Genomic DNA, 15,261 nt, shown 5'->3' with positions numbered 1-15,261 from the left:
CCGTCACCGGTTCAGCGGGCTTTTTCGTGGGTGTTGCTTACAGCGCCAGGTCAGACGCCGGCTTGCTTGGCTCAGCCGCAGGCTTGGCAGCCTCGGTAGCCTGTGGAGCGGCCAGTTGCGGGATCGCTGGCGGTGGTGTCAGTTGCAGCACACCGGCGGTGTAGGCCCATTCCTTGGCAACAGCTTCAGGGCTGTCGTTCAGCTTGGTGCCGTAGCTTGGCACGATCTGGTGCAGTTTTTCCTGCCAGGCCGGGCTTGCTACTTTGTCCTTGAAGACTTTTTGCAGCACGGTCAGCATGATCGGAGCCGCGGTGGACGCGCCTGGCGATGCACCCAACAGGCCGGCAATGCTGTTGTCGGCAGAGCTGACCACTTCGGTACCCAGTTTCAGCACGCCGCCTTGCTCTTCATCACGCTTGATGATCTGCACGCGCTGGCCGGCTTGCCACAGGCGCCAGTCGGACTGCTTGGCGTTCGGGAAGTACTCTTGCAGCGCCTTGAAGCGGTCGTCATCGGACAGCATCAGTTGGCCGGCGAGGTACTCGACCAGTGGGTATTCACGAATACCGACTTTGGTCATGGGCCAGATGTTGTGGGTGGTGGTGCTGGTCAGCAGGTCCAGGTACGAGCCTTCTTTCAGGAACTTGGTCGAGAAGGTTGCGAATGGGCCAAACAGGATCACGCGCTTGCCATCCAGCACGCGGGTGTCCAGGTGCGGCACCGACATCGGTGGCGAACCGACCGAAGCCTTGCCGTAGGCCTTGGCCAGGTGCTGCTCGGCGATGGTCGGGTTCTCGGTCACCAGGAACGAACCACCGACCGGGAAGCCTGCGTATTCCTTGGCTTCAGGAATGCCCGACTTCTGCAGCAGGTGCAAGGCACCGCCGCCGGCGCCGATGAACACGAACTTGGCGTCGGTTTCAGTCTTGGTGCCGTCTTTGAGGTTTTTATAGCTCACGCGCCACGAACCGTCGTCGTTGCGGGTGATGTCCTGCACTTCGCTCGACAGTTTCAAGTCAAACTTCGGCGTGGTTTGCAGGTGAGCGACGAACTGGCGGGTGATCTCGCCGAAGTTCACGTCGGTGCCGATCGGGCTCCAGGTGGCCGCGATCTTCTGCTTCGGATCACGCCCTTCCATCATCAGCGGGACCCACTTGGCGATCTGCGCCGGGTCTTCGGAGTACTGCATGCCGGCGAACAACGGGCTGGCCTTCAGGGCTTCGTAGCGCTTTTTCAGGAACTTGATGTTGTCATCGCCCCACACAAAGCTCATGTGCGGTGTGGAGTTGATGAACGAACGCGGGTTCTTCAACACGCCCTGCTGAACCTGCCAGGACCAGAACTGACGGGAGATCTGGAACGCTTCGTTGATCTCGACCGCCTTAGGGATCTCAACGTTGCCGTTCTTGTCTTCCGGGGTGTAGTTCAGCTCAGCCAGGGCCGAGTGACCGGTACCGGCGTTGTTCCAGCCGTTGGAGCTTTCTTCGGCCACGCCATCGAGGCGCTCGACCATCTCCATCGACCAGTCCGGTTCCAGCTCATTGAGCCAGACACCCAGGGTCGCACTCATGATGCCGCCGCCGATCAGCAGCACATCGACTTTCTTTGCCTCTTCCGCGTGAACGGACGTGATCCCCATCGACAAAGCCAGCCCCAGCAGGGCAGTGTTTACTTTTTTAAACATCAGTAGCACCTATGATAAAACGCCATCCGCCCTACCGCCCCCGATCATGAGCAACCCTCGTTCACGCTACGTCAGGCAACGCACCGCGGGGTCTGCACATTCACATGAAGGCTGCAGGGTGGGCACACAAGGCCGATGGATCGACCTCACTGTTATGTCCCTTCTGCGCTGACTTCTTATCGTTATTGGCTTCAGCTACCTGGGCGACAGCCAACCGCTGGGACGTATACGGGTGTACGCACCAGGGAAAGACTAGACCAAGACGGCGCGCAGAATATCACGCTAAACAGCGTTTATGCGCCGTTTGGCCAATTGACAGGCCTAAATCGCGGGTTTTAATGCGCCGGTGTCAAGCCTGGCAGCCGCGACCTGCGGTCACAGGCCCGGAACTCTGACGCAAATGGCGGTTCTAGACACCTTCGCCGTTGCCTGCGTAGCATCGGCAGCTGTCCTTCGTGCACACCTTCCACACAGAGTTACCCATGACTACCCAGCAAACACCCGGGCACGTACTGCCCGCGCGCAGCGCCGCGAAAATGGAAGCGGCCATGGCCGTAGGCGCCTTCGCGATCGGCACCGGCGAATTCGCCATCATGGGCCTGATGCCCGACATCGCCCAGAACCTGGGCTTGAGCGAACCGCAAGTCGGCCACGCCATCAGCGCCTACGCCCTGGGCGTGATGGTCGGCGCCCCACTGCTGGCCATCCTCGGCGCCAAGCTGCTGCGCAAACACATGCTGCTATTGCTGATGGGCCTGTACGCCCTGGGCAACTTCGCCACCGCCTTCACCCCCACCTTCGGCTCACTGGTGGCCTTCCGCTTTATCAGCGGCCTGCCCCACGGCGCCTAATTCGGCATCGCCGCCGTGGTCGCTTCCAGCATGGTGCCCACCGACAAACGCGCCGGCGCCGTAGCCCGTGTGATGATGGGCCTGACCCTGGCCATGCTGCTCGGCAACCCCATCGCCACCTTCCTCGGCCAACACCTGGGCTGGCGCTCGGCGTTCGCCCTGGTCAGCGTGATCGCCCTGCTCACCATCGCCCTGGTCTGGCAATTCGTGCCCCACCGCCACGACGAACAACGCAGCGACCCGCGCAAGGAACTGCGCGCCTTCACCAAACCTCAGGTATGGATGGCCCTGTCCATCGGCGCGATTGGCTTTGCCGGGATGTTCTGCGTATTCAGCTATCTCGCGCCGACCATGCTGGAAGTGACCAAGGTCTCGTCGCAGTGGATTCCGTTTGGCCTTGCCGCGTTCGGCGTCGGCGGCATCATCGGCAACATTGCCGGTGGCAAGCTGTTTGATCGCATGCAGTTCCGGGCGGTGGGCTTGATTCTGGTGTGGTCGATGGCCGTGCTGCTGTTCTTCCCCTTCGCCGCCTCGTCGCTGTGGGGTGTGCTGCTGAGCATGGGATTGGTTGGCACCATGGTCGCATTGGCGGCACCGTTGCAGATCCGCCTGATGGACATAGCACACGAAGCGCCGAGCTTGGCGGCAGCGTCTAACCATGCCGCGTTCAACCTGGCAAATGCCCTGGGCCCGTGGTTTGGCGGCATGGCCATAACTGCCGGCCTTGGCTGGACCAGCACCGGCTACATCGGCGCCGCAACAGCGCTGGTGGGCCTGTGCCTCTACCTGATTGCCCGCCGCATGAAAGGCGGCCACTAGATTCTCTGTAGGAGCGAGCTTGCTCGCGAAAATCGCCAACGATAACGCGGGCATCCTGATTCACCACCGCGCCCTCAAGTTTTTCGCGAGCAAGCTCGCTCCTACACGTCATCACTCAAGCGGGCTGCACAACAGCCCAGCGCGACATCAATCATCACGCAACACCCCCGAACCAATACTCCCCGCCCACTGCCAACAAAATTCATCTTGGCAGCTTCGCCGGGGCTACGGTCGCCAAACGCCTGACCACTGAAAATCAAACTGTGGGAGGGGGCTTGCCCCCGATAGCAATGGGTCAATCAACACACCACTGACTGCCTCACCACCCCATCAATCATCATGCAACAACCCCGCCCCATACTCCCCATAACTACTCCCCAACCCACTACCGCCAAAATTCATCTTGGCGGCTTTGCCGGGGCTGTGGTCCCCAAACGCCTTACATCCGCCAGAAAAGCACGGGTCACTATTCACGGTTGGTGAAGATGAACAAGCACCCAACATCAACGTGCCGGTGATCATCACAACTTTGACGAGGTTCGAGATCATGGTTTCAGTTCCCTATGGGCTGGAGGCGCTGGGGTCCTCTCTTGCAGGCAATCGTAGACCTCAACTGCGCAGGGAATTATGAAACTTTGCTGGGGGACAGCATGAGTTCAGGTTGCCGCCTTGGGTAAGGCGGCGGAGTTGGTTATCAGGCTTTGACTGGGGCGGTTACAGGCGCAACCTGCTCCTGGGCTCGGTCAACGAGCAGCGAGCTCAACTCGATTAACTGCTGAATGCCCAGGGCGATAGCGCGCTGGGAATCGTCGAGGTCGAACGCCAAGGTGACGGCCATTTCGTTGGCGGATGCGAGGTTTTCGGCGGCGTTGGCCAGGAGGGTTTCGGGGTCGAGGGTTGGGTTTACGAGGAATAGGTTGTCGCTTGGGCGTTCGTCGGGCGCAGCGTTGTCGGATGGGGGCAAGTGATGATGGATTGCTCGCTGGGCTGCGGCTTGAAGCTTGGGATCAGGGGATGCAGCGTTTGAAGCATAAGGCGGATTAGGTGTGATCTTGTACATGGCGAAGCTCCTTAACTATTCAGGAACTACCAGTCTCACTTCCACATGAGAGGTGGCAGCTGTACGCAGGTGTGGAAGACCAGGGCTAAGGACCCGGCGCACCGAAGTGCCCCGCGCACAGCCGCCGAAACACATGATACAGGCGTAAAAAAACGCCGGTAGGTGTTTGTGACGATTGCGTCTTAGCTTGGTACGGACTTCCACATCCGACCGCTGGTTTTCCAGCGGTTTGGGGAGGTTAGCGAGGGGAGGCCTGAGGGGCAAGCCGAGAAAAGTGTGGGAAGTTTCCCGCTGGGGTTTTGGATCACAGATGAAAGTATGGTGGTCTGACTCCGAAGCCCGACCAATACATATTATTTGCTGAAAGGAAGCCTAAACTTTTAATACACGGTGGAAGCGAACAACTCCCCCATTGAACATTCAAGACAATTACCTACGCAAGCTCCCAAGGTTTATCATTTCTGCCATCGACTGGCTTCAACACCCCATCCTTTCTCATCGCCATTGCCGTCCACCGAACGTCGTACTGCCAGGTATAGAGAAGCGAGCCGGACCGCTTTATATCAGACTCATAATGATCCCATATATATTTGGCAACATCCCTCGGCCAACCAACCCCACCCATGGATTTCAACGCGGTAACAACCCAAGGTTTCATATCCTCTCTTGTAATCATAAATACCTGTTCAAATTTACCGAGATATCGTATCAGACCACCATACCGGTTTGAGTTGGCATAGGAAAAGCAAACGATTCACTCCCAGACACACCTCACCACGAGCTGTCGCTTCAACCCAGCGTTCCAAGGCGTAAGATGCCCCAAAACCTTCTTTCATCGAGGCCGCCATGACTGGGATATCCCTAAACCTGCCGGAAGACTTATCCAACTCTCTCGCCGGCCTAGCAAAAACCAACGGTCAGACAGCAAGCTACCTGGCGATGGACGTTCTTCGCGACTACATCGAGCACGAAAAAACGCTGACCGCTCAGATCGAGCTGGCGGTAAAAGACGCCGACGAAGGCAAATTCGCCACCGATGACCAAGTAGCAGCCATACGTACTAGGCGCTGGAGCATGAATCCGGGTTGAGTGGCTTAAAAAAACACTCAAAAACCTGGAAGACGAAGCGAAATATATCGCTCTTGAAAATCCAAAAGCCGCTGACGACTTCTCGGATGCCATTTTCGCCAGCGTCGACAGGCTGGCTCAGTTTCCTTCCATGGGACGCGAAGGTCGGGTGAAACATACCCGCGAACGTCCTCGCTCGAAGTGGCAATGCGCGCAAAACTTACCTCTCCGGCACCCAAGATCCGTTCCTGATAAACTGCGCGCCATTCGCCTCGCTGACTCAGATCCCCCATGTCCCTACAAACCGCCCCACTTTCCCGCCGCTTCTCCGTCGCCCCCATGATGGATAGGAACGACTGACGCTGTAGGCCGCGTATTCCCTAGCCTACAGAGCCGGCAGGAAAGCCACGTACCACTTTTGTACCACCCTTACTTGCGGGCTGCAGCGCCCTACCCCTTAAGATGGCGTCAACCTGCCAAAAGCAGATGCCGAAGCAGGCTATCTACATCGCCTGCCAGACAGCCGAACGTCCGCTCTTGGGCGATTACTACGGTTCGTGGAGAGCAATATTCGGCCAGAACCGGCCTTGTAGCTGTCTACGGGAAGGGCGATGGCGGTTATGATCAAGAAACCTCAAATAATTTAGAGCGGGGCCATGAACACATTCATTAATTTAGCTAACTACCTGCATCTTGCTGATATTGCAATAAACGCCATCGGTGGGTTTCTCGGGAGCGCTGTCCTTCTATGGCTAGCGATGGGACGTCAAGGCATTAGGACTTTGAGATCCAGACTTGGCCGACCGTCTGTGCTGCTACAGGCACGAAAAACGCCTGAAAACATCTTCACGGGTATTGAATTGGGAGCGCCTGCGGAATGGATTAAGGAGCAACTTGGACCACCGAATAGGATCGCAAAAAATTGGTGGGGCTATCGTTTTTCCGACTCCCTGGTTTCTCTAACATTCAACGCTAACCATTCTCTATTAACGCTTGCTGTAGCGCTCACAGATGAGAAAACAACATTCGAGTTCCCAGCATTACACTTTGACTGCCCTCCGCTAGGGAAAATGGTCGTGGCCGATCTTCAGGTGGACCATCTTTCATTAACGTTCAATGACTCTATGCGGCATAGTGAGTTATTGATCACAGGCATTGAAGGTCCTAAAGGAGCTTTTCATCACATCGCTTTCGGCGTGTTAAACCCGCACATTCCGGGTCCACTGTTAATGGACATTTTCGAGTGGGATAGTAACAAAGCTACTCTTATAACTCCCGCAGATAAGCTGCGGATCAATTGGGCTGCGGTATCAGCAACTCCAGTAATTAACACGTTCCCATGGGATTTAGGCTTAAGGTTGTAATGAGAGCATGAAAAGTGGGTTGATTTCTCCTAGCCGCTCTATTGCCCTTCGCAAATCTGCTGCTATTCTTCTAGCTTTGTGAATCAGGTGGATATAATGGCGAGCGACTACTCACTGCCGGCGGTGCTGGAAAAGATGTATGAGAACCAACTGGCGTTAGAGGCGGCATTAATGGAGTTGGTGTTATGGGCTGAGGACCGTGGCGCACCGACGGTTGGCGACAACATCCGTGGATCGCTTCACACGCTTGGTGAAAATGCGGGTTACATCAGACAAGGATTAGCTAGGCTGAGGCAGCAGGAGGGGCCATGAACAAATTGCGGACTGAAAATGCGGCTACGTCGATTAGAGAGTCGCACGTGTAGGCAGAAGTCGTACGCTTCTGCCCAGACGGAACGCAAAAAATTGGCCGATAGCATCCAGCCACTCAGGTGGGATTTTGCAGAACCACAAACTGAAGAGTTTACGGGGCCTGCTTCAACTTTATTGCCGCGCTTTTAAAGTTACAACTTAACACACCGGAACACCAAACTAATAGGCGGAAATTTTATGGACGAGTTCTCGTTAGAAAAAATGTCAGACAGCATTCACTATGGCAAGACAAAAGAATACTTCAGAGAAGTTTTGTCATCATATCATAACGGAAACTATAGATCCGCAGTAGTAATGCTTTGGTCGGTCGCGATATGCGACATTGTTTATAAGTTGCAAAACCTAATAGATTTATATGATGACGCATCAGCAAAGGCTATATTAGAGGAGGTCAGTAAGATCCAAGATACCGACCAAAAGTCTTCTGCCTGGGAACTGAAATTAATAGACGAGGTAAACGATAAAACAAATTTATTAGATAGCTCAGAGTATGAAAATCTTAGATATTTACAAAAACAAAGGCATCTATCAGCACATCCCGTTTTGAACAGAGAGCGTGAACTGCACTCACCGAACCACGAAACCGTGAGAGCATTAATACGAAATACCTTGACCGATGTATTAACTAAGCCTCCCTTCTACACCCAACATATCCTTCAAGAACTTCTCGATGACATTTCAGAGTCCAGAGAGATCCTTAACAGCAGATCAAAAGTAAAAAAATATGTTGTAAATCGATATTTTGACAGAACAACCAAACCAGTTGAGCTAAATATATTCCGTTCGCTGTGGAAGATTGTATTCAGACTTGAAAATGAGCAGTGCGAAAACAACAGGCTAATCAACCATCATGTTCTTGAAGTACTAGCTGAACGAAACAAAGCCTCACTAATTGCAACAATACAAGGAGACGTGGACTTTTTTAGTAACTTAGCTAGCGCTGGCAACCCATTGCAATATTTTATTTTCTTCCTTTCTGACAATCCCGAGTTATTCCCGTTATTAAGCGATGCTGCACGCTTGAAGATTGAACATTACATAGAGAACGACCCTATAGGTAAAACAACAGGATGGTTTGTAAAGGAGAACATTTTCAAGCACGGCGACGATCTAAAAGAGTGGATTGCAAAAGACAAACCAATATTTACCTCACATCAATTTGATTACATACTTAATCTTTCGGACTCTGAGGAGTGGCAAGAGAAATTCTGTGTGATCGCTTCAACGTACTATGGAGTCAGTACAAGTTATGACCAAGCCGACTCGCGCTTTCAAGTGGCGATCCCTCAGTACATAAAATTATTCAATGAAAACTCAATTAAGTATCTAGCCGAACAAATCGAAAACAACCCTCAGTGCCACGATAGAGGCCGCGCGCGACATGATTATACGATTATCAAAGCGAGAATAGATGAACTGTATGGAGATACATTCGACTATACGAATTATTACTGGTTTAGCAGAAAGCTTGGCCTCGCCGATTAAGTTTCAACGTCGAATCTCCAGCGCTTGAGGGTAAGCGCAGCTTGCGGCCGGATTGTGGTCATAGTAATTGGTAGGAAATACAGTTTATATAATAACGGCCTCAATCCGGAGGCCTTTTTTATACGCATTGAGACCACAGCCCGCAACATTTGTGCACCAAATCTTGCCTGACTGTATTCATGTATCTCTGGCAACTAGGAAAACGCTCACCTGGAAACGTCAACATCTGACGCTGTAAGGGTGAGAGTGCGGGTGCGTGCACGTAAAGTTCGTTAGTACTGCGCAACTTCGCACGCAGCTTCAAAAGCGGCCCGTCTAAGGCACCTCTAGCGTTTTCATGTTGACCCAAGGGAAGGAGGTTAGGAGGGTTAGTTTTTTGCAGAGCGCCCTGAAAGCCTTGTCTGTTGTGGCTTTCCGAAGGGTTGGCAAGGTTAGCTTTTGGGTTAATTCTGGTTATTTCCTAACCTTTATTAGCGTTAAATATTCAATATATTAATTCCTTTAAAAACAGTCACTTACGAATTACTAACCTTTGAACTAACCCAACCTAACCCATCAAAGTTAGGTCTCAAGCCCAACAAACACGGGCCTTCCAAGCCCAAAGCCCCCCTTCAAAAAAAAACTAACCCTTTTCCCGAGGCACCTTCTGATTTCAGCCGTTCGTGCGTGCTTATAAGCGTTGCGTAAAACATCCACCCTCGCAGGGTTCCGCAGGTTTCTGCCCCCTCCAAAACGCCAAGCAAGCGCCCAGCCTGAGCCGCCGAGAGTGGTACGCAGGGCCGCAGAAAAAACGACCCATTTAGCCCGCAGGCGAGGTGGGGGGACGACGGCGCGCGCCAGGTGCAGACCATCCTACCGACCGCCTGTAGCACGTCATTTCCCCGGCAACTTGTGGCACGCCACACCCCCGCACCGTGGGCGTGCGCATCGGGCCGGCGACGTGCCCTGACGCCGCCGAGCCACGACACGCCGGCCAACGGGTTAAGGCCCGTATTTACTGGCTGACGCCCTGCTTTCGATTGCCGTGCCGTCACCGAAATGCTATGTTGGGATGGGTTTCTTCACGCTATAGAAGCGCAAACTTTCATCCTCCCCCCGCTCATTTTTTCCTCCCCTGTCCGCCTCACTGCCTACAGCTCGTCGCCTCAAATCGCGCACGTTGCAAACCTCGATTACTGTATGCGCATACAGTGTTAATAAGCAGTCAATCGCATGACCCCCTTAGAACTCAAAACGGCTTGGCTCGCCAAATGGCGTCTGATCCTTGAAGACGGTCTTAGCCGAATGGATAACCCCGAGGCTCACAGATCTATGTGCCGGTGGGAAACCCACGACATGCTGGAGGCAGGGGTGGTTGATCAAATGGAAAAGATGGAAATGGACGAGTTGGCTGACGCGGCCTATTGGCATGCCGTCGAAGAACTGGCTACCGACGCTGAGGGATACATGTTTGGTGGACACTACGATGTAGTGCCCAGAGCCGGATCGGAGTGCATTGGGCGGATAATGTCCAACACGTACTATTCAGTCACTGGCCCAGGTGCGTGTGGGTTTGATGGAAAGGTGGTTGGTACCAAACGTGACCGTCGCCTGGAGCTCCGTAATAGCAATAAGGCCTGGGCTTTAGAGGGGCTGCTGCTGATCGCACCATCCGGTGAGCTGTACGACTTGGTGCAGACTGCACAAGTTATCAATGGGAAGGTTTATCCAATCATCAGCGACACGGACACCTATCGGGCGCTAGTAGATTGCGCCCAGGTCGCCTTGGAGGAGCATGATTTTGAAAGTTACCGCAAGACCAGGCCCCTACTGCAATGCGCCCAATTCACCAAGTGCACCGCTTGTCTGGACCACTTCGGGCTGCGGGAAGACTGCCTGAAGTGTTCAGGTCAGGGCTTTGTCCCTAAATCTGGCGGTCAACCAACGTCATCCGCGTAAGCCGAAACCGCCTCGTCGACCAACTCCCGCCATTCACCGCAATCGATCACCTTGCGCTCAAGCATGCTGTCAGCCAAGGCCAGGCGCGTTTCATATCGGTACTCTGGCGACCCAGCTTCAAACTCCGCATCAGTGAGAAGCGCAAACCACGCTTCCATCTCGTTAACCTGCTGTATATCGGTGGTCATGACGAATCTCCCGCCCAGGTGTCTATTGGATAGAGACCGGCCGGGGTACGGCTGTTCACCAGGACCGACGGGCGGAAAAGATATGTGCGGAAGGCTCTCGCAGTACAGCGGCATCCACGACTTCGTTGCGGCGTTGAGCATGCCCAACGCGCTGGTTAATTCCGTAGGGGATCTGCCGCTTGACCGCTATAACGTCGCCCCTATGACCCTGGTTGCACTACTGCATTTGCAGGGCGAGCTGCTGCACGCCGACCCAGTGCGCTGGGGCTGGCGACCGCACTGGGCAAAGGACCGAGCCGCGCCAATCAATGCCCGAGTTGAGAAGGTCGCTCATGGGCCGTTCTTCCGCTCGATCTGGCCGCATCGCGCAATCGCGCCAATAGATAACTGGTTTGAATGGGTGGATGAAGGCGGGCCAAAAAAACAGCCCTACCTGATCCGTAGACGGGATGGCGCGCCGGTGCTATGTGCATCCATCGGCCAGCTACCTGACTCCGATGAGGGGCCAGGCGAGCATGATGGGTTCGTGATTATCACCGCCGACAGTGCCGGCGGCATGGTGGACATTCACGATAGAAGGCCCGTGGTGTTGACCCCGGACCTGGCCCGCGAATGGTTGGACCCGGCAACGCCCAAGGAACGTGCCGAGCAGATGGTGTTGCACCAGGGCGAGCCAGCAGAGGCCTTTGAGTGGTTCCCTGTTGCAGTTTCAGTTGGTAACGTACGAAACCAAGGTCCTGAAATCATATTAAAAATCAAATAACATTAGAGCATATTAGACAAATCACAAATAGGCCTCCTCCCTCATTTTATTTCGTCGTTCCGCATTAAATACTCTTTCAACGAATCAACAGTAAAGTGTGGAACTGGAGATGTCACTAAATACTCATTGTCTTTTTTAATATCCATCTTCAAGCTCAGCACACCTTGTCCTTTGTACTTTTTATTCACGAGCACAGTAATCACGTCCATAGCGCTCCTTAATGTACTAAGTGTCTCATCTAAGATCTCGATCATTTGCTCTGTCATTACATGAATCGCGACTAATTGCCCTACACCTACCGCGTCTTTCAACTCATCAAGGCTGTGTCCTCCCACGCGCCCTAAACCTGAGCTTTTCAGAGTAGATCTGTACTCATCCAACCCCTCATTTCTATTGGCGAAGTTTTCAAAACAGGCCCTATACCTTGCATCGGCGAGATAAAGAACATCTATCGCTCGTGCGTCCTTCACCGAGAGCGCGATGTCAATCATTCGCGGATCAACCCGATCAACAACTCCAGCATTGCTTGGCAACTTAGATATATCTATAAATCTCGCAGGATGATCAAGACTAGGAAAAATATTGTACTTCTTTATTGAGTAAAGCTCGTTCACTTGCATCATCAAACGAACCCAAGTTTTATGAATCGTAGAAATATCAGCTTTGTTTTCTTTCTCTTTTTCAGTTCTCTTCTGAAAAACGTAAGAGCATACCGCACCCGCGATAGCGCCTCCAAAACCAGCAGCTACTGGGCCACCTACGTCTTTCAATAGGGCAACAACCACGGGGCTTATCATCTGCGAAAGATCTGAAGCAAAAGCCAAGATTGCTAAAGATAGGAAAAATATTGAAAACGCACCTATGAGAAATCCCATAACCATTGGAAAAAAAATACGCCTCTGACCTCCATACTTAACTCGAAATCGCATACTACAGACACTCAAGTGAAGAAGTTGCGGTTTCTGTTTCGACTCCCGCCTGTACTGGTGGAAATTGGACTTGGCGAAATACAACAGCGCCAAGCAGGCCCTCGAAAAGAGCGATGGCCACGAAGCCCAAACACTCAATGAAAAGCAGCTTCGGGAGAAGGCACTGAGCGTCGCCGGCTGCGTCGTCGAGATCGCCAACTGCTACCCCAAAGCCCTCTATTTCCAGCGCAACGAGATTACCGACGAATCCTGGTACTTCTTCCGCGTCGACTTCCCGCACGACGGCGGTTCAGTGAGAAACACCTTCACGGGTGGTCAGGTCGCCGCTGCCAGCGAATTCAAGAAAAGACTTCTCGGCATGGGTGCCGGAGCCGTGTTCACCGGCAGTGGACAGCAATTAGACAAACTCATGAAAGACCAGCTTTTCGGCATCAAGACAGTTCAGACCATCGACTATGTGGGCTACAGCAAGGAATACCACTGCTACGTTTTCAACGACGTCGCCATCCGCGAGGGCCAGGTAATTCACATCAATGAGGAAGAGTTTTTTGAGATGGGCAAGTTGAAGCTCAAGACTCTACAAAAGGGTGTGAAGATCGATCTGGAGAAGGATGGCAAAAAATACGATGACCAATGGCTTGGGCTTTTGTGGCAGTGCTTCGGTGCCCAGGGCATCGTGGCGTTGACCTTCTGGTTTGGCTCGCTGTTCGCCGAACAGATCCGCGGCCGGTACCAGTCGTTTCCTTTCCTTGAGGCCACTGGCGAGGCCGGCGCCGGCAAGACCACGTTGCTCACGCTGCTATGGAAACTCGCGGGGCGCGACGGATACGAAGGGTTTGACCCGTCCAAATCCACCAAGGCCGGCCGCAGCCGCTTGATGGGCCAGGTCTCCGGGATGCCCATCGTGCTACTGGAATCGGACCGTAGCGGCGACGACAAGGCCCATGCCAAAACCTTCGAATGGGACGAACTCAAGGATTACTACGGCGGCGGCACCCTGGCGACCAAGGGCGTGAAAACCGCAGGTAACGAAACCTACGAACCGCCGTTTCGAGGCACCATCGCCATCAGCCAGAACGCCCCTGTAGTGGCTTCAGAGGCGATCATGACCCGCATCGTCAAACTGCACTTCGTGCGACCCAACGTCACCGCTGAAAGCCGTGCGGCGGCAGATCGGCTCAATGCGCTGGAAGGTTCGAAACTCAGCAACTTTGTATTGCAGGCCGTGCGCAAAGAGCTGGAGGTGATGGAACTGTTCGGCCAGCGGGTTGCGGGCTACGAAGCGAAGTTGCGCAACCTGCATTCCCACTGCTTTGCCTGCGACACCCCATTCAAAGACGAGCACAGCGAATGTCGCCATTGCGGCAACAAGCTGCGCGGCTACATCCGCGTGGAGCGGATCAACAAGAACCACGCCCAAATGCTCGCCCTGCTGGACTGCCTGTGCATGGTGGTCCCGCTCACCGACGCACAGGTCGAGCATACCCGCTCGCAGATCATTCGCATGGCGATTGAGCGTCAGGCCTCGATCAGCTCCGACCATCCGGTAGTTGCTGAATTCTGGGAAGTTTACGAATACCTGGAAGGTCTCGACGCCGATGGCCCGGTGGTCAACCACAGCAAGAAAGACCACGTCATCGCCATCAACCTCAACGACTTCGTGAAATGCGCGGCAGAAAACCGACAAAAAATCGCCGACGTCAGCGAGCTGCGCGAACGCCTGAAGGACTCCCGCTCGCGGAAGCTACTCGACGTCAACAAGGCGACTGACAGCGCGGTACGGGCTCACCAGGCCAGCAAGACCAACGCCGTCGTCACGAAACAACCCATCGTGAAGTGCTGGCACTTCCAAGCCTGACTGATCAACAGCAATACCCGCCAGGCGCTGCAACGTCTGACACCACCCAAAGGAGAAGCACCATGCACGTACAAGTCATCGCAAGCGGCGGCCAAAACGGCGCAACGAACCGTCACAGACATATCGAAGAGCTGAGGGATTGGTTTGGGGAAAGCTCAAAAGTCATTCACGCCGAGGCCTATGCGCCTGACGACCTGGTCAAAATTCTGGAAGTTAGCGCGGCAACCGATTTTGAAATTCTGGTGCTGGAGTGCAGCCCCGAACAAATCGTCGCCGTCCTGCTGTGGCAGACAGAAACCGAAGAGGTTGCCGAACTTGAAAATGTGCTTGTGCACCTGGTGCGCAAGCAAAAAACAACTGGCGAAAGCCAGTAAGAAGGTGGTGCCGAGGGGCTGCAACCCCTCGACACCGACCACCCAAAGGAGAAGCACCATGCAAGTGAATCAACCCCAAGGCGGCACCGCAGAGGCTACCACAACCCCGCTCGTTGTCGGCGACACGGTCAGCTACGTCGCAATAAGCGGCGGTGGTCGGGCATACCGCCTCAGCGCTCGTACAGGTGTGATTGAAGGAATTTATGGCAACGTCGCCACACTACGCACTGCCAACGGCCGGAATGTTACTCAACCCCTGGACAAGCTGACACCCGACGGCCAGCCCAATGCGCTGACAAAAATGTTTATGAGGGGTCAGCGATGAGTTCAGGCCCTCGCACCCGCCCGCCGTTAGCCGGTTACCGGCTGGACTTGCCCAGCCGCTGCGATATCTGCGGCAAAGCCCGCTCAAAGGGAAAGCACGAGGCGTGTAGTCGAATACGCCAGCAGAGCAAGACGGCGGAATGGGCTGCATTTATGGCAGAGCGTGAAGCAGCCAAGCAGAAAA

General features: G+C 54.2%; 14 protein-coding genes and 2 pseudogenes. 11 read left to right on the top strand and 5 right to left on the bottom strand.

The window, feature by feature from the left end; genetic code table 11:
- Positions 1-37: 37 nt before the first annotated feature.
- Entirely contained in the window at positions 38-1,684 is a 1,647-nt protein-coding gene (mqo, locus tag PSEBG33_RS18665) for a malate dehydrogenase (quinone) (RefSeq protein ID WP_005786246.1), read from the bottom strand.
- A 482-nt stretch (positions 1,685-2,166) separates the two neighbouring features.
- Between mqo and PSEBG33_RS27925 the strand changes: the two are divergent.
- Positions 2,167-3,354: pseudogene (locus PSEBG33_RS27925) on the top strand (MFS transporter).
- Positions 3,355-3,684: 330 nt separating this feature from the next.
- Here the strand turns inward: PSEBG33_RS27925 and PSEBG33_RS28535 are convergent.
- Positions 3,685-3,903: a hypothetical protein gene (locus PSEBG33_RS28535; protein WP_087945228.1), complete on the bottom strand. Its 219-nt coding sequence runs from the start codon at positions 3,901-3,903 to the stop codon at positions 3,685-3,687.
- A gap of 145 nt (positions 3,904-4,048) precedes the next feature.
- The gene (locus tag PSEBG33_RS18670) at positions 4,049-4,414 is read right to left on the bottom strand and encodes a DUF6124 family protein (RefSeq protein WP_005786240.1); all 366 of its coding nucleotides are present in this window, start codon (positions 4,412-4,414) and stop codon (positions 4,049-4,051) included.
- An 846-nt stretch (positions 4,415-5,260) separates the two neighbouring features.
- Here PSEBG33_RS18670 and PSEBG33_RS18675 point away from each other — a divergent pair.
- From PSEBG33_RS18675 to PSEBG33_RS18690, 6 genes are all read left to right on the top strand, one after another.
- A complete protein-coding gene (locus PSEBG33_RS18675; RefSeq protein ID WP_005786238.1) occupies positions 5,261-5,503 on the top strand; it encodes a CopG family ribbon-helix-helix protein in 243 nt (80 codons plus the stop codon).
- Complete coding sequence (locus tag PSEBG33_RS30065; protein ID WP_420066312.1) at positions 5,493-5,825, top strand: type II toxin-antitoxin system RelE/ParE family toxin; 333 nt, start codon at positions 5,493-5,495, stop codon at positions 5,823-5,825. Before PSEBG33_RS18675 ends, PSEBG33_RS30065 begins: the two co-directional genes overlap by 11 nt.
- Positions 5,826-6,138: 313 nt before the next feature.
- Positions 6,139-6,846, top strand: a complete 708-nt coding sequence (locus PSEBG33_RS18680; protein WP_005786236.1) for a hypothetical protein — start codon at positions 6,139-6,141, stop codon at positions 6,844-6,846.
- Positions 6,847-6,942: 96 nt separating this feature from the next.
- Complete coding sequence (locus PSEBG33_RS27090; RefSeq protein WP_032803374.1) at positions 6,943-7,158, top strand: hypothetical protein; 216 nt, start codon at positions 6,943-6,945, stop codon at positions 7,156-7,158.
- 237 nt (positions 7,159-7,395) lie between these two features.
- Entirely contained in the window at positions 7,396-8,703 is a 1,308-nt protein-coding gene (locus tag PSEBG33_RS18685; RefSeq protein WP_005786233.1) for a hypothetical protein, read from the top strand.
- Positions 8,704-9,915: 1,212 nt separating this feature from the next.
- Entirely contained in the window at positions 9,916-10,641 is a 726-nt protein-coding gene (locus tag PSEBG33_RS18690; protein ID WP_005786231.1) for a hypothetical protein, read from the top strand.
- Here PSEBG33_RS18690 and PSEBG33_RS18695 read toward each other — a convergent pair.
- Positions 10,620-10,829 (bottom strand): hypothetical protein, encoded by a 210-nt coding sequence (locus PSEBG33_RS18695; protein ID WP_005786229.1) that lies wholly within the window; start codon positions 10,827-10,829, stop codon positions 10,620-10,622. The genes PSEBG33_RS18690 and PSEBG33_RS18695 overlap by 22 nt on opposite strands.
- An 82-nt stretch (positions 10,830-10,911) precedes the next feature.
- Between PSEBG33_RS18695 and PSEBG33_RS18700 the strand changes: the two genes are divergently transcribed.
- Complete coding sequence (locus tag PSEBG33_RS18700; RefSeq protein ID WP_005786227.1) at positions 10,912-11,592, top strand: SOS response-associated peptidase family protein; 681 nt, start codon at positions 10,912-10,914, stop codon at positions 11,590-11,592.
- A 41-nt stretch (positions 11,593-11,633) separates the two neighbouring features.
- Here PSEBG33_RS18700 and PSEBG33_RS18705 read toward each other — a convergent pair whose 3' ends face one another.
- On the bottom strand, positions 11,634-12,473 hold the full coding sequence (locus PSEBG33_RS18705) for a hypothetical protein (protein ID WP_005786225.1): 840 nt from the start codon (positions 12,471-12,473) through the stop codon (positions 11,634-11,636).
- 79 nt (positions 12,474-12,552) lie between these two features.
- Between PSEBG33_RS18705 and PSEBG33_RS18710 the strand changes: the two are divergent.
- The 3 genes and pseudogenes from PSEBG33_RS18710 to PSEBG33_RS18715 form a co-directional block, all read left to right on the top strand.
- A pseudogene (locus PSEBG33_RS18710) lies at positions 12,553-14,379 on the top strand (bifunctional DNA primase/helicase); the annotation flags it as partial.
- 62 nt (positions 14,380-14,441) lie between these two features.
- Positions 14,442-14,753: a hypothetical protein gene (locus PSEBG33_RS27085; protein ID WP_032803372.1), complete on the top strand. Its 312-nt coding sequence runs from the start codon at positions 14,442-14,444 to the stop codon at positions 14,751-14,753.
- A gap of 58 nt (positions 14,754-14,811) precedes the next feature.
- Positions 14,812-15,078, top strand: a complete 267-nt coding sequence (locus tag PSEBG33_RS18715; RefSeq protein WP_005786221.1) for a hypothetical protein — start codon at positions 14,812-14,814, stop codon at positions 15,076-15,078.
- Positions 15,079-15,261 lie beyond the last annotated feature (183 nt).

Origin of the sequence: Pseudomonas synxantha BG33R (assembly GCF_000263715.2) — a bacterium.
Lineage (GTDB): Bacteria > Pseudomonadota > Gammaproteobacteria > Pseudomonadales > Pseudomonadaceae > Aquipseudomonas > Aquipseudomonas synxantha_A.
This window is presented reverse-complemented; position numbering and strand designations above follow the sequence as displayed.

Bases quoted from the DNA above. Each gene is read 5' to 3' on its own strand.
- PSEBG33_RS28535 (WP_087945228.1), bottom strand. From the start codon at position 3,903: ATGATCTCGAACCTCGTCAAAGTTGTGATGATCACCGGCACGTTGATG.
- PSEBG33_RS18715 (WP_005786221.1), top strand. From the start codon at position 14,812: ATGCAAGTGAATCAACCCCAAGGCGGCACCGCAGAGGCTACCACAACC.
- mqo (WP_005786246.1), bottom strand. From the start codon at position 1,684: ATGTTTAAAAAAGTAAACACTGCCCTGCTGGGGCTGGCTTTGTCGATG.
- PSEBG33_RS18700 (WP_005786227.1), top strand. From the start codon at position 10,912: ATGTGCGGAAGGCTCTCGCAGTACAGCGGCATCCACGACTTCGTTGCG.
- PSEBG33_RS18690 (WP_005786231.1), top strand. From the start codon at position 9,916: ATGACCCCCTTAGAACTCAAAACGGCTTGGCTCGCCAAATGGCGTCTG.
- PSEBG33_RS27090 (WP_032803374.1), top strand. From the start codon at position 6,943: ATGGCGAGCGACTACTCACTGCCGGCGGTGCTGGAAAAGATGTATGAG.
- PSEBG33_RS27085 (WP_032803372.1), top strand. From the start codon at position 14,442: ATGCACGTACAAGTCATCGCAAGCGGCGGCCAAAACGGCGCAACGAAC.
- PSEBG33_RS18670 (WP_005786240.1), bottom strand. From the start codon at position 4,414: ATGTACAAGATCACACCTAATCCGCCTTATGCTTCAAACGCTGCATCC.
- PSEBG33_RS18680 (WP_005786236.1), top strand. From the start codon at position 6,139: ATGAACACATTCATTAATTTAGCTAACTACCTGCATCTTGCTGATATT.
- PSEBG33_RS18695 (WP_005786229.1), bottom strand. From the start codon at position 10,829: ATGACCACCGATATACAGCAGGTTAACGAGATGGAAGCGTGGTTTGCG.
- PSEBG33_RS18675 (WP_005786238.1), top strand. From the start codon at position 5,261: ATGACTGGGATATCCCTAAACCTGCCGGAAGACTTATCCAACTCTCTC.
- PSEBG33_RS18705 (WP_005786225.1), bottom strand. From the start codon at position 12,473: ATGGTTATGGGATTTCTCATAGGTGCGTTTTCAATATTTTTCCTATCT.
- PSEBG33_RS18685 (WP_005786233.1), top strand. From the start codon at position 7,396: ATGGACGAGTTCTCGTTAGAAAAAATGTCAGACAGCATTCACTATGGC.